Raw genomic sequence first — 13,717 nt, forward strand, 5'->3', positions numbered from 1 at the left:
AACGGCGACTTTGCGTAGCGCCATTCGAGACTTGTCTATCGACCCGGGGACAAGTGAACGACATTCCAAGATGCCGGCTTCAGCGTTGCGCGCATCCGCGCGCCGTCGATGGTCACGCCCTGCAGCGGCTCCGGCTTCACGCGCTCGGTTGCGTCCCTGGTGTTGCTCGCCTGGAGATCATCGTGGCGTAACTCGAGCGCCTCGCTCACTGCGAGCGGGCCAAAGCTCCGCGCCTCGAGGCTCACCTCCATCTCCTGCATCAGGTCGCGGTTCAGCATGAACAGCGTAAGAGTGCCGCCTCCTGCAACAGCCGCGATCTTGAGATACGGCACGTTCGGCACCGGAAAACTCAGGTCGTGGGCCCCACGGGGATCGTAATAGAAAGAATCGTAGGCATCCGACTCGACCTGAGTACGCAGCACCTTGCCACGTCCAAGACGGCTCATCTGGGCGAACGGAAAGAAAATGGTCTGGCGCCACGCCCCGCCGCCGGTTTCGGTCATGATCGGCGCAATCGCGTTGACGAGCTGCGCAAGGCAGGCCGCTCTCACCCGATCGGCGTGATTGAGCAGCGAGATGCAGGCGCCCCCGAAAGCGAGCGCGTCCTGCATGGTGTAGATTTCCTCCAGGATCGGCGGCGCCACCGGCCACCCTTCCTTGACACGATCGGCCCGATTGCGGCGGGTTCGATACCAGACATTCCATTCGTCGAAGCTCAGCATCATGCGCTTGTGGGAGCGGCGCTTCGCCGCCACGGCGTCCGCGAGCGCGACAACCTCGTCGATGAAGCGATCCATCAAGTCGGGGCTTGCGAGAAACGATGCCGTATCCTGCCTGTAATTGTTCAGATAGGTGTGGAGCGAAATGTACTCGGCGTGATCGAACGTGTGCTCGATCACCGTGTCTTCCCACTGGCCGAATGTCGGCATGTTTCGTCCGGACGAACCGCATGCCGCGAGCTCGATCGTCGGATCCACCCACCGCATCATCTTGGCGGCTTCGCGCGCGATCGCGCCATAGGCCTCGGCGCTCTTGTGTTCCATCTGCCAGGGACCGTCCATTTCGTTGCCCAGGCACCAGAACCTGACATTGTGCGGCTTCTCCCAGCCATGGGCGCGGCGCAGGTCCGACCACGTCGATCCACCCGGATGATTGCAGTATTCAACCAGGTTGCGCGCGGCGTCCCCGCCCCTGGTGCCGAGATTGACCGCCAACATCGGCTCGACCGCAGCAGCCTTGCACCAGTCCATGAACTCATTGGTGCCGAAGCTGTTCGGTTCGGTGCTGAACCAGGCGAGGTCGAGGCGTACCGGGCGCTTCTCCACCGGGCCGACGCCGTCCTCCCAGTTATACCCGGAAACGAAATTGCCGCCGGGATAGCGGATGATTGTCGGACCGAGCTCCTTGACCAGCGCCAGCACATCGCCACGAAAACCGTTCTTATCCGCGGTGGGATGGCCGGGTTCATAGATGCCGCCGTAGACGCAGCGTCCCAGGTGCTCGACGAAGGCGCCGAACAAACGCGGGTCCGTGTGACCGATGGCGTAATCGCGGTCAATCAGAACGTTTGCTTTTCTCATGTTCGCCTCTCAGGTGCCCTGGAGCTTGTGAGGTAGATCATGCCGACTTAAAGGCCGGCTGCGAAGTCAGGCAATAGCGCGGCCTCGCGCAACTGACGGGAATAGGGATGCTGCGGCGCATTCAACACCGCTCTTGCGTCGCCGCTTTCGACGACGCTGCCTTGCTGCATGATGATGATGCGGTCGCTGACGTAATAGGCGGTCGCCAGATCATGAGTGACGTAGATGATGGAGATACCGAGATCATCGCGCAACGTCTTGAACAGGTTGACGATGGATATGCGCAAGGATGCATCGATCATGGAGACCGGCTCGTCGGCCACGATCAGCTTCGGATTGGCGAGCAGCGCGCGGGCGATCGCGACCCGCTGAAGCTGTCCGCCGGAGAGCTCGTGCGGGTACCTTCGGCTTACCTCTTTCAGCGACAATCCGACCTTGTGCAGCGCCTCGTCAACAGCCATCTCGGGCGCGAGCCTACCATCGGCCGCGATGAAGCGGCGGTGCGTCATGAACAAATAGCGATCGATCCGCTTCAGCGGGTTGAAGGATTCGAACGGGTTCTGGAAGATCGGCTGCACCTTGTGCATGAAGGCTAGGCGGTCGGCGGCGGTGCGGATCGTTGCAAGATCGACACCGTCGAACCGCAATTTGCCGCTGGTGGGCGTGTCAATGTTGAGGATCATCCGAGAAAGCGTGGTCTTGCCGCTGCCGGATTCGCCGATGATCGCAAAGATCTCGGGCCGCCCTGCGGCGAGCCGGAAACTGACGTCCTTGACCGCCGCAACGCGTCGCCCCGTCAGCACCCCTCCCCGGATGAAGGTCTTGCTGACCTGGCAAACCTCGAGCAACAGGTCGCTCATGCCCCACCGCTCCGATTGACGGCAAAGCAGGCGACGCGATGCCCAGGCGCGCTTTCCCGCATGGCGGGGACCTCGTGCCTGCAAATCTCCATCGCCAGCGGGCATCGCGGATGGAAGCGGCACCCGGTCGGCGGATCGGCAAGATTTGGCGGAGTGCCGTCCAGTGCCTTCCGCGGGACGTCATCGCCGATGCGCGGCAGGCTGGAAATGAGATGCCTGGCGTAAGGGTGCAGCGGATGGCGGAAGATCTCCAGCGTTGCGGCCTCTTCGATCAAGCGGCCGGCATACATGATGCCGAGACGATCGGTCACATGCGCATGAACGCCGAGATCATGGCTAACCAGCAGGACCGACGAGCCGATCTCGCGACGGATGGCACTGATCAAGGCGAGCACCTCCTTCTGCACCACGACGTCGAGCGCGGTTGTGGGTTCGTCGGCAAGAATGACATCGGGTCGGCAGATGGTGGCGAGTGCAATGGTGGCGCGTTGCCGCATGCCGCCGGACAGCTCATGCGGATAGGCCTCCAACACCGAGGGGTCGAGCTTGAGCCGCGCCAGATGGGCGACCACCTCCTGCTCGAATTGCCGGCGGCTCTCGTCAATATGCGGATATGCGAAGTCGACGAAGGCTGACCGGAGCCGGCGCACCGGGTTCAACACGTTCATCGAACCCTGCATGATGTAGGACAAGTGCCGCCAGCGGATCCGCGCCACCTCGGCCTCGGGCGCGCAGTGCAGTCCGCCATAGCCTGGCAGGAAGGCGAAATCCACGCGGCCGCCGACCACCTCCAGTGGCGGCCTGACCGCGCCTGCGATCGTCTTGACCAGCGTGGTCTTGCCGGAGGAGGATTCGCCTGCGAGCCCGTAGATCTCGCCGCGGCCGACCACGAAGCTGATGCCGTCGACCGCCTTAACGGCCCGCTTAACCCCGTGGCGCTCGGTCCGGAAGTGGGCCTGCAGGTCGTGCACCGACAGGATCGGCTCCGCCTCCTTGGACGGGTCGCCCTGCATTGTTGCGGCCGGAATCACGGCGCGCCTCCCAAGCTGCCGAGACGGCCGCGCGGATCGATGTAGTCGTTCATCGACACCGCCAGCAAAAACAGCCCAATGAAGGTCATGATGACCGCGATCGTCGGAAAGGCGATCCACCACCAGACTCCCGCAACCATCGCGGTATGCTGGTTGGCCCAATAGATCATGCCACCGATCGTCGGCGTGTTGATGTCGGTGAAGCCGAGCACCGCCAGCGTCACCTCTAGCCCGATCGACCATACCATGTTGTTCATGGTCGTCGAGAACACGATTGGCAAGACATAGGGCAAGTGCTCTTGGACTAGGATCTCGCGCGTGCTCATGCCGGAGAACAGGCTGCTCTGGGTGAATTCACGGGCCCGCAGGCTCATCGCCGCCGAGCGGATCAGACGCGCGTCGTAGGCCCAGCCGAGGCAGGCCATGATCAGCGCCAGCAGCAGCCAGGACATGCGGTCGCGCATCACGAAATAGAACAGCACTAGGATCGGCAGCAGCGGGATGACGATGAAGGTGTCGTTCACCGACATCAGCGCCCGATCGATCCAACCGCCCTTGTAGCCGCTGAGCAGCCCGACCATGAGCGCCAACAGACGGCTGATCAATGCCACGGTGCATCCGAACAGCAGGGTATTGCGAAGGGCAAAGGTCAGCTGCCAGAACACGTCCTGGCCGCGCGATGTGGTGCCGAACCAATAGGTCAGCGCCGGCGGCACATCCGGCGGCACCACATAGACGTCCTGCGGCGAATAGGGCGAGAAGCTCGCCAGCAATGACAACAGCAGCACGATGGCGATGAGCGCGGCCCCGATCCGGAATTCGGCGTGGGAACGCAGGAGGTCACGCAGGATTGCAGTCATCAGCTGACCCTCACCCGGGGATCGAGCAGTGGATACAGCAGATCGATCACGAGCACGCCGGTCGAAACGCCGAGGATGGAGACCGTGGTCACGCCGAGCACGAGCCCGTAGTCCCCCGCATAGACGGCATCGACCAGTAGCGAGCCGACGCCTGGATAGCCGAATACCTTTTCGGTGATGACGGCACCGTTGAAGATTCCGCCAAGCGAGATGGCGAGCCCTGTGAGCTGGGGCGGCAGCGCGTTGCGCATCACGTAGGAAGACAGGATGCGCCCAGACCTGACACCCGCCAGCTCGGCATAGAGCACATAATCCTCGGTCACGACGTTGGACACCAGCGCGCGCATCCCGAGGAACCAGCTGCCCACGCCGATCAGGATCAGCGAAAGCGCGGGCAGGATGGCGTGCTGCAGCACGCTGACGACGAAATCGAATGTCAATGTCTGCGGCAGGTTCATCGCCGAACCGCCGGTGATCGGCAGCACCGGCCAGAGGAAGCCGAACCCGATCAGCAGCACGAGCGCCACGATATAATAAGGGATCGGATGCAGCCCCATCGCGACCAGCCCCATCAGCTTCAGCCCGCGGTTTTTCTGGTAGTAGCCGGCAAGTCCGCCGAGCAGGCTTCCGAGCCCCCAGGCGATGATTGTGGAGATCGCGAGCAGCCCGGCGGTCCAGGGTAGCGCACGGCCAATCAACGTTGAGACCGGCGTTGGAAACGCCGAGAGCGAAGGACCGAAATCGGCGCGCAGGATCCGCTTCCAGAACGCCAGATATTGCTGGGCAGGCGAGCCGCCAAGTCCGTAGAGCTCGCGCAGCGAAGTGCGCATCTGCTCGATTGCATCCGGAGCCGTGTTGCCAAAGGAGGTGACCGCCGAGATCGACTGCTCGACGGGATCGATCGGCGTGGCATGGGTAATCACATAAGCGAGGTTGACGCCGATGAAGACCACGAGCACGAACTGCGCCAGCCGTCGGCCAACATACGCAACATATCCGCTCATCGACACCCCCAGAAGGCCGGACCGCGGCGTTCGGACAGACGCGACCCGCCGCCTTCTCATGACTCCTAGCCGGCAGGCTTGAGCTTGACGAGCATATAGCGCGAATTACCCCAGTTCGGCACCGGATTGGTGTAGGGATTTTCCGACGTGGGATATCCCGTCCAATAGGTCTGGTCCATCGCCGTGAAGACGTTGTACGCCATCAGCGGGATGGTCGGCATCTCCTTCACCGCGAGCTTGATGTAGTCCTTGCCGAGCTCGATCGATTTCGGATCGTCAAAGCCCACCATCCGGATGCTCTCGATGATCTTGTCAAGCACGGGGCTGGACCAGCGCTGCCAGTTGCGCAGCGGTTGCGATTTGCCCGGCTCCGCGACGAACTGCGAATGCCAGCTGTCGAGGAAGTAGGACAGGTCGGGGTGGCCGCCCCAGGTCTCGACACTCCAGCCGATGAATGTGTCGAAATCGCCGGCCGCGCGCCGGGTCGGCAGCGTCCCCTGCGCCACATCGATCCGGGCGTCGATGCCCGCCTGTTTCCATAGCTGCACGATCATGCTGCCGGCCCGCGTCATCACCGGGCGTAGGTCGCCTTCGACCATCACGCGAACGGTGAAGGGCTTGCCATCCGGCCTGATCCAGGCGCCGCCGCGCTTGGTGAAACCAGCCCTCTCGAGCAGTTCCTGCGGGGCCTGCGGATCGACCTTCCACCAGCCCATGCCAAAGGCACGGGCGATCTCCGCGGGATCGGATGGTATCTGCTCGCCCATCGAAGGCCGCAGCATTTCGGCGATCTGCTTGCCGATCGTGGGATCGTACGGCTTGATCTTGCGCTTGCCGGTGTCGATCTCGAAACCCTTGAGCCATTCCTCTATCGGCTGATGGTACGTTGCCGGATGGGCGCCGGTTGGCGGCACGCCGATGGCGGATATGGTGGCGGCGCCGCGGTAGGCCGCCATCGACACCGCCTTGATGTCGATCAACAGCGCGAGCGCCCATCGCACGTCGGGGTTCTTGAACAGCTCGTTCTGCGTGTTGAAGATCACCGCCGGGAGCGTCGGATCGGGATGGGCATAAGGAAATCCCTTGAACCATGCCCGTGTCACCTTGCTTTGCTTGGCGAGGGCAAACATGCCCTCGGGCGCGATGTCATGGACCACATCGAGCTCGTGGTTAAGCTGGGCAATGACCCGCTTGTCTGGCGGGCCGGGATCGATATACGCGAGATATTTCGGCCCGGGCTTGCCGTAGCGGGCGAGCGTGGTGCGCTGCCAGTCGTCGCGCAATTGCCAGATGTACCATTTGCCGTCGGGATCGTAGCTGTACAGCACATAGGCGCCGAGCGAAGCCGGCTTGTTGAAATCGAACTTGGCCGGATCATCCGCCTTCTCGAAAACATGCTTGGGCAATATCCATACCGCGCCCCAGCGCACAGTGAAATTGGCATGGAAGCGCGAGTTGGGTTTCTTGAGCTTGAACACCACCGTATACGGGTCTTGCGCCTCAACGGATGCCACGTTACTCGCGAGCACCGCGCTGAAGCGCATTCCCGGATGCTTGATCTGGATCGTCACCGTCGCGACGACATCATCCGCGGTGAACTCAACACCGTCGCTCCAGAAGATGCCCTTGCGGAGCTTCGCCGTCATCTCGGTAAAATCGGCATTGTATTGCGGCTTGTCGGCGGCCAGCGAGTTGTCCCAAACGCCGTCCACACCACTTTCGGGATCGATGTACCAAAGAGTATCGAGGGCGACCTGTTGCAGCCCGTTCGACTGCGATCCGGCGTTGATGGCCCAGATGTTGAACCATCCGGCGTTCTTGACGGTCCCTTCCGGGTTTTCAAGGATGAGCAGTTGCTTCCTAGGGATGTTCTGTAAAGTGCCCTGCGCGTGGCCCGGGGCCGCCGACAGCAATGCCACCATCACGAGAGCGCACGCAAGCAACCGAATTGCACGAAGGCAGCGCATCATCTTCCTCCCGGTGCAGCTTGGTTCGATACTTTTGCGACGAATGCTAAAGGTGGCAAAAACGAGTAACAACAGAAATCTTGCTCGGGGTGAAGGATCGGTTCCCTATGTTACGCGCATACGTCTGGTCAGCACGGCGGGGTCACAGCTCTGGCCCAGCAGCCTACGGCGTAGAGTGCGCAGCGACCTCGCATCGCGGTTTCGCAAGCGCCACGAGGTGCTCTCTGCTCCCGTTGAACGCCGGAGGACACGCGACCGCTGCCCGCGGCGTCGTCCTGCGCGCCCGTCTAAACGACCGGATGTTTTTGCACACCCCTGGGCATCACCGCGGTGCACGATCGAGAACATCTCTCCGGACACTGCACGGGCGAACCGAACTTCGTTGCGTTGAAGAAAGCGTACGGCACACGGTACATCTACGCCGGGCTTGGTACATCGCTGGTCATCGGGCCCGACATAATTCCAACGTCCGGCGCGAGCGATCTCGCGACCTATCGTAGGCTCGCCAGTGGCAAAGACTGATTTCAAGTCAACAGGAGGACTCGGTCATGACGAATGTCCCTCTCGAGTATCAGTACCGGCATGACCAAAGGCTGCCTTGGCCCGCTCGCATCGTCCTGTTCAGGTCACTTGCGCGAAGCAGACCTTTCGGCGCTTTGAGCTAAGGTCGGGCACGGGCCTGAAGCGACGGTCGTCAACCAGGGGACGATGCAAAGCATTCGCCCTTATGTTATTTCTGGCCGACGCAGGGGCCTAAAGTCGGGCAGGCATGCTATCGCTCGCTCCAGCTCTCTTGCGATTGCCTTGTAACGAGTGAGCGCCCGCGCATAGACATCGCGCTTGAGCTGGCTCCTTGCTGCCTGCTGAAGGCGCTCGCACTCGGCCATTTGCACGCGAAGCAGTTCCAGATGGGCCAGCATCTCTTTCATCGACAGGTAATCTATCCCACATCGGCTTCCGTTCAATAGCGAACGACGTTCGATTCATCTGAACGGGGGAATATTGCAGATGCGAACCATTCGGGGAGCTCAGCTCCTCCTCATCCATTCGTTTGATCCTCTGGCGCATCACGCAGTAACACTCACAAACGACGTTCTCGAGCCGCGTTCGATGGACCTCCAACGCGCCGCGCCGCTCCGATATGATGCGGCCGATTGCCCGAAGTTTACGCATGGTTAGAGTCACGGTCGTTCGCCGCACTCCGAGAAGTTGTGCGAGCGCCGCCTGCGTCAATCCAATCTCGCTGCTCGCAACACGGTCATGTATCTCGACAACAATCGAGAACGGCATTCCACCGGGTGCACCGCGTTGCAGGCAGCCACATTCTGAAGCTGCAACAATTGAGTGCGGAGATGGAGGCGCAGAACACGCTATGGCGCCGCTTTGCTCATAGGCTTGTTGCAACCGTGGGACGGGACTCTGGAGCGCAACTCCGGCCACATAGGCCGTTGCTGTGGCTGGCGAGTGCGAAGGACTTAGAATAGAGAGAGCCCCGACCGCTCCTTCCGAGCCCATGAGAGTGGAAGCGACAATGTGTCCGTCCGACATCTCGACCAGGAACGCCAAGACCCCGCTGAGGGGAAAATAGACTTGTTTGAGCTCATCTCCGGTTCGCACGCGTACAGCATCAGATTCGAATCGGGAAGCTCGAGGTGAACCAGAAGCGAAGACCTGAAGCCGGCCGCCGTTCGGAGAGTACGAAATCTAGAAGGCGCCGGTCCGGGGTCGTCCTTGAGAGCGCCGCGCCAGATCCGCGGCGAAGGCGCGGCTAAACGGTGGTGTAAACGGCGCTCATTTTGCCGTTTTGCTTAAACCGCTAAGTGTTTGATTTATATGGTGGGCGCACCAGGGCTCGAACCTGGGACCCGCTGATTAAGAGTCAGCTGCTCTACCAACTGAGCTATGCGCCCGAAAGGCAGTCAAAGCCTTGCGAGGCCGGTCGTTTAGCAAAGCGATCCGGGTCTGGCAAGCGATCGGACGCAAGTTTTCCAAGGTCTCGTCCAGAGGACCGGAAATGCGAAAAGCCGCTGGATTCCAGCGGCTTCGCCAGGGTTCACGGCGCGAGAGCCGGTCCGTTCAGAGCCGGCCCTCCCGGTCCCGGTCGGGACCGCGGTCACGGTCGAAGCGGTCATGGTGGAAGTGGTCCATGCCCCGTTCCATCATGCGGTCCATGCGCTCCATGAAGTGGTGGTGGCGCGGGCCGTCCTCGCCGCCGCCGAACGGGCCGCGGTGCCGGGTCAGCACGGCGAGGCGCCGTTTCTGGCCCTCGTCGAGGGTCTTGTAGAGCGGATCGGCGGCATCGGCGATCTTCTTCAAGGCGGCGGAGTTGGCCCCCATGTCCTCGGCGCGCTGGCGCAGGCGGGCGATCGGATCGTCCGGTCTGTCGGCATCCCTCGACGCGTCTCCGGGTGCGGCATTCATCCGCGCATTGGCACGGTCGATGCGCAGCTTGGCGAACTCCCGCACGGCCGCCTCGACCGGCGGCCACAGCTTCTCCTGTTCGGGGTTGAGCCTCAAGCCGGCATGGACGGCGGCAATCCGCGCATCGACGAAGGCGGCGCGGTCCTCGGGGTTCATGCGGATGTGGCGGACGTGCTCCATCCACGGGCGATGAAATTGGGCATAGACCGCGCCCGAGCCGGCGATGCTGAGCACGGCGATGGCGGCAATGGTGAATTTCTTCATCTTGGCCTCCTCCGGAAGGATGCCCGCGAGGATGAGCGCGAGCAGGCTGTCGCGCAACTTACAACTTGGACAGGAAGCGCGCTCTTGTAGAAATGTACCGCCGTGAATGCCCGTTCAGATGCAAACTAAAACGATTTGCAACAAAAAAGGGCTTCCGTGCGGTGCGCGGAAGCCCTCCCTGGCCGCCGGTGGCGGTCAGTTCGTCGTGCTCTTGGCTTCCTTCACGAACTCGTCGATCAGCGCCTGGCCGACGCGGCCGGCGGCATCCTTGTAGACCGGCTCCATCGCCTTGCGCATCGCCTCGTCCTGCTCGGCCGTGAGCTTGATGATCTCGCTCTTGCCGCTCTTCTTGATCTCGGCCAGCGCGTCGTCGTTCTCCTTCTGCGACTGCGCGTTGCTGAAATCGGTCGCTTCCTTCATCGCCTTCGACAGCTGGCCACGGATGTCGGCCGGGAGATCGTCCCAGAACTTCTTGTTCACGATCACGACGTAGCCGATGTAGCCGTGATTGGTCTCGGTGATGTATTTCTGCACCTCGTGCATCTTCTGGGTATAGATGTTCGACCAGGTGTTCTCCTGGCCGTCGACCACGCCGGTCTGCAGCGCCTGGTACACTTCCGAGAATGCCATCACCTGCGGCAGCGAGCCGAGCGCCTTGAACTGGGCCTGGATCACGCGCGAGGATTGGATGCGGAATTTGACGCCCTGGTAGTCCGCGGGCGTGATCAGCTTCTTGTTCGCGCTCATCTGCTTGAAGCCGTTGTCCCAATAGGCAAGGCCGGTGATGCCCTTGGCATCCAGCAGCTTGAGCAGCTTGGTGCCGAGCGGCCCTTCCGTCACCTTTCGCAGCGTCTTCAGGTCCGGAAGGATGTAGGGCAGATCGAACACCTCGAACTCGCGGATGCCGAGCGGCCCGAACTTGGAGTTGGACGGCGCCAGCATCTGCACGCTGCCGAGCTGCAGCGCCTCGAGCTCTTCCTTGTCCTTGTAGAGCGTCGAGTTCGGATAGACCTCGACCTTGGCCTTGCCGCCGGTGTACTTCTCGGCGAGCTCCTTGAACTTCTCCGCGCCCTTGCCCTTCGGCGTGTCGGTGGCGACGACGTGGCTGAATTTGATGATGATCGGTGATTGGGCCAGTGCCGGCCCGCTCAAGCCAAGTGCCAGAGCCGCGATGGACGCAGCGATTGCCAAGGTGCGCATAGTTTCTCCCTGTTATTTGTTTGGGCCGCCCGGCGGTGCCGGGTAGCCAATCTTATGCCGGCTGCATCAATAGCGGCTCGCCTGCACGCTCGCTATTGGCCCTTAGCAGGGCAGCCATTCATGGTGCACGCCGCGAGCACCGCTGCGCCCCCTCTCCCGCTTGCGGGAGAGGTGCAACAACTCGCAGCTTCGTTCGTCAGCTCGCCGCGGCCGTCGTCACCGTGTCGCGCTGGCGCTTCATGACGATCTTGTTGAGCGCGCCGAGATAGGCCTTGGCCGAAGCCACCAGCGTATCCGGATCCGCCGCGCGCGCCGTCATCGAGCGGCCGTCCTGCGCCAGCCGCACCGACACTTCCGCCTGCGCGTCGGTGCCTTCGGTGACGGCGTGGACCTGGTACAGCTCGAGCTTGGCCTCGTGCGGCACCAGGCGCTTGATGCAGTTGAACACGGCATCGACCGGGCCGTTGCCCTCGGCTTCCTCGATCTTGATCTGGCCGTCGACGTCGAGCTTCATGGTCGCGCGCTGCGGGCCATGGGTGCCGGCGATCACGGTCAGCGAGGTCAGCTTGATGCGGTCGTGCGAGGCCGCCATCTCCTCATCGACCAGCGCCTCGATGTCCTCGTCGTAAATGTCCTTCTTGCGGTCGGCGAGCGCCTTCATCCGCGTGAAAGCATCCTCCAGCTGGTTCGGACCGAGCTTGTAGCCCATCTCCTCCAGCTTGTGCACGAAGGCGTGGCGGCCGGAATGCTTGCCGAGCACCAGCGAGGACTGCTTCAGGCCGACCATCTCGGGTCGCATGATCTCGTAGGTCGAAGCGTCCTTCAGCACGCCGTCCTGGTGAATGCCGCTCTCATGCGCGAAGGCGTTCCGGCCGACGATGGCCTTGTTGTACTGGACCGGAAACGAGGTCGCCGCCGACACCAGCTTCGAGGCGCGGGTCAGCTGCGTCGTGTCGATCTTATTCCAGTAAGGGAATTTGTCGTTGCGCACGTTGATCGCCATCACGATCTCTTCGAGCGCGGCGTTGCCGGCGCGCTCGCCGATGCCGTTGATGGTGCACTCGACCTGGCGCGCGCCGCCGGTGATCCCGGCCAGCGAATTGGCCACCGCCATGCCGAGATCGTTATGGCAGTGCACGGAGAACACCGCCTTGTCCGAGTTCGGCACGCGCTCGATCAGCGTCCTCATGAAGTGGGTGTATTCCTCCGGCACCGTATAGCCGACGGTGTCGGGGATGTTCACCGTGGTGGCGCCGGCCTTGATCACGGCTTCGACGATGCGGCAGAGAAAATCCATCTCGCTGCGGGTGCCGTCCTCGGCCGACCATTCGACGTCGTCGATCTGGTTGCGGGCGCGCGCGACCATGGCGACCGAGGTCTCGATCACCTGCTCCGGGGTCTTGTTCAGCTTCACTCGCATGTGCAGCGGTGAGGTCGCGATCACGGTATGAACGCGGCCGCGTTTTGCAAATTTCACCGCCTCGGCGCAGCGGTCGATGTCGGCGGGATGGGCGCGCGACAGGCCGGCGATGACCGAATTCTTGGAGCGGCGGGCAATCTCGCTGACGGCCTGGAAGTCGCCCTCCGAGGTGATGGGGAAGCCGGCCTCGATGACGTCGACGCCCATATCATCCAGCAGCTCGGCGACCTCGAGCTTCTCCTCGAAGGTCATGGTGGCGCCGGGGCACTGCTCGCCGTCGCGCAGCGTGGTGTCGAAAATGATGACGCGGTCCTTCTCGGACTTGTTCACGGTGGCCATTCCTAGATTTCCTTTTGAGCGTTTGCGCCGTTCTTTCCTTGGCGCTTGAGGTGTCCGGTGATCTCGACCAACCCCTGAGCGCCCAGGCGCATGGCGCCCAGCCGGCCCTCAGGGGCAAGTAAGAAGAAGGCCGCCAATAAGGAGGGTGGGCAGCGACGCGGCCGGGATCGCGGCGGCGGCCTGAGCCACCTCCCCCGAAATCCCCTCGATTTGGCCGCGAATCAGCATTGCCGGACCCGTTTGAGCCTCAAATCCTTGGTCAAAACCGTTGACGGTTGGTTGCCGGGAGGCTCGATGCGCCCGTTTCTAGACGAGAAATGGCCGCAACTGCAACGCCAAAAGATGGTCAACATACGTGACCTAACGGCCGCTGCACGAGGGCGTAGCCCGCATGGAGCGACGCGGAATGCGGGAACACGGTCCTGGATTTCGCTTCCGCTCCATCCAGGCTGCAAGATTTGCGAGGGAGAGCCTAGGCGGTGCCGGTGCGGCGGGCGCGCGCCCTACTCTCCCAGCGGTTCAGCATCTGGCCGAGCTCGCCGGTCGCCACGGGAGCAGCAGTGCCGGCCTTCACGATCTCGTTGGTGTTGGCCGGCGCGTGGGCTGCGAGCCAGTCCGGCTCCGTGTACTCGCGCCAGCGGCGTGCCTCCGCCCGCCTTTTTCGCGAGACGTGGTCCCGCGTGAAATAGCCAGCCGCAAATGCGAACGAGACAAGGACAACCAGGACGACGGCTTGCACAATGAGCTCCAGCTTTATCCCCCTAGCGCCCT

General features: G+C 62.5%; 11 protein-coding genes and 1 tRNA gene. All 12 read right to left on the bottom strand.

Going from position 1 to position 13,717, the window contains the following annotated elements; translation table 11 throughout:
- Positions 1-35: 35 nt before the first annotated feature.
- Positions 36-1,580, bottom strand: a complete 1,545-nt coding sequence (locus N2602_RS29100) for an alpha-N-arabinofuranosidase (RefSeq protein ID WP_260380217.1) — start codon at positions 1,578-1,580, stop codon at positions 36-38.
- Positions 1,581-1,627: 47 nt separating this feature from the next.
- Positions 1,628-2,440: an ABC transporter ATP-binding protein gene (locus N2602_RS29105; RefSeq protein WP_260380218.1), complete on the bottom strand. Its 813-nt coding sequence runs from the start codon at positions 2,438-2,440 to the stop codon at positions 1,628-1,630.
- Entirely contained in the window at positions 2,437-3,453 is a 1,017-nt protein-coding gene (locus tag N2602_RS29110) for an ABC transporter ATP-binding protein (RefSeq protein ID WP_260383727.1), read from the bottom strand. The genes N2602_RS29105 and N2602_RS29110 overlap by 4 nt, the downstream gene beginning before the upstream one ends.
- 14 nt (positions 3,454-3,467) lie before the next feature.
- Complete coding sequence (locus tag N2602_RS29115) at positions 3,468-4,331, bottom strand: ABC transporter permease (RefSeq protein ID WP_260380219.1); 864 nt, start codon at positions 4,329-4,331, stop codon at positions 3,468-3,470.
- Complete coding sequence (locus N2602_RS29120) at positions 4,331-5,335, bottom strand: ABC transporter permease (protein WP_212255185.1); 1,005 nt, start codon at positions 5,333-5,335, stop codon at positions 4,331-4,333. The genes N2602_RS29115 and N2602_RS29120 overlap by 1 nt, the downstream gene beginning before the upstream one ends.
- A gap of 65 nt (positions 5,336-5,400) precedes the next feature.
- Positions 5,401-7,302 carry an ABC transporter substrate-binding protein gene (locus N2602_RS29125; RefSeq protein ID WP_409241849.1) on the bottom strand — a complete coding sequence of 634 codons (1,902 nt, stop codon included), beginning with the start codon at positions 7,300-7,302 and terminating at the stop codon, positions 5,401-5,403.
- A gap of 753 nt (positions 7,303-8,055) precedes the next feature.
- Positions 8,056-8,919: a Crp/Fnr family transcriptional regulator gene (locus tag N2602_RS38980; RefSeq protein WP_409241850.1), complete on the bottom strand. Its 864-nt coding sequence runs from the start codon at positions 8,917-8,919 to the stop codon at positions 8,056-8,058.
- 217 nt (positions 8,920-9,136) lie between these two features.
- Positions 9,137-9,212 (bottom strand) — tRNA-Lys (locus N2602_RS29130).
- A 166-nt stretch (positions 9,213-9,378) separates the two neighbouring features.
- Positions 9,379-9,987, bottom strand: a complete 609-nt coding sequence (locus N2602_RS29135) for a Spy/CpxP family protein refolding chaperone (protein ID WP_260383729.1) — start codon at positions 9,985-9,987, stop codon at positions 9,379-9,381.
- Positions 9,988-10,182: 195 nt separating this feature from the next.
- Positions 10,183-11,187: a TRAP transporter substrate-binding protein gene (locus N2602_RS29140; protein ID WP_260380220.1), complete on the bottom strand. Its 1,005-nt coding sequence runs from the start codon at positions 11,185-11,187 to the stop codon at positions 10,183-10,185.
- A 196-nt stretch (positions 11,188-11,383) separates the two neighbouring features.
- Positions 11,384-12,946: a 2-isopropylmalate synthase gene (locus N2602_RS29145; RefSeq protein WP_212258301.1), complete on the bottom strand. Its 1,563-nt coding sequence runs from the start codon at positions 12,944-12,946 to the stop codon at positions 11,384-11,386.
- A 472-nt stretch (positions 12,947-13,418) separates the two neighbouring features.
- Positions 13,419-13,688 (bottom strand): hypothetical protein, encoded by a 270-nt coding sequence (locus N2602_RS29150; protein ID WP_172787527.1) that lies wholly within the window; start codon positions 13,686-13,688, stop codon positions 13,419-13,421.
- Between the last annotated feature and the right edge of the window lie 29 nt (positions 13,689-13,717).

The sequence above is a fragment of the Bradyrhizobium sp. NC92 genome (assembly GCF_025200865.1).
In the GTDB taxonomy this organism is placed as follows: domain Bacteria; phylum Pseudomonadota; class Alphaproteobacteria; order Rhizobiales; family Xanthobacteraceae; genus Bradyrhizobium.

Bases quoted from the DNA above. Each gene is read 5' to 3' on its own strand.
- N2602_RS29100 (WP_260380217.1), bottom strand. From the start codon at position 1,580: ATGAGAAAAGCAAACGTTCTGATTGACCGCGATTACGCCATCGGTCAC.
- N2602_RS29105 (WP_260380218.1), bottom strand. From the start codon at position 2,440: ATGAGCGACCTGTTGCTCGAGGTTTGCCAGGTCAGCAAGACCTTCATC.
- N2602_RS29110 (WP_260383727.1), bottom strand. From the start codon at position 3,453: ATGCAGGGCGACCCGTCCAAGGAGGCGGAGCCGATCCTGTCGGTGCAC.
- N2602_RS29115 (WP_260380219.1), bottom strand. From the start codon at position 4,331: ATGACTGCAATCCTGCGTGACCTCCTGCGTTCCCACGCCGAATTCCGG.
- N2602_RS29120 (WP_212255185.1), bottom strand. From the start codon at position 5,335: ATGAGCGGATATGTTGCGTATGTTGGCCGACGGCTGGCGCAGTTCGTG.
- N2602_RS29125 (WP_409241849.1), bottom strand. From the start codon at position 7,302: ATGCGCTGCCTTCGTGCAATTCGGTTGCTTGCGTGCGCTCTCGTGATG.
- N2602_RS29135 (WP_260383729.1), bottom strand. From the start codon at position 9,987: ATGAAGAAATTCACCATTGCCGCCATCGCCGTGCTCAGCATCGCCGGC.
- N2602_RS29140 (WP_260380220.1), bottom strand. From the start codon at position 11,187: ATGCGCACCTTGGCAATCGCTGCGTCCATCGCGGCTCTGGCACTTGGC.
- N2602_RS29145 (WP_212258301.1), bottom strand. From the start codon at position 12,946: ATGGCCACCGTGAACAAGTCCGAGAAGGACCGCGTCATCATTTTCGAC.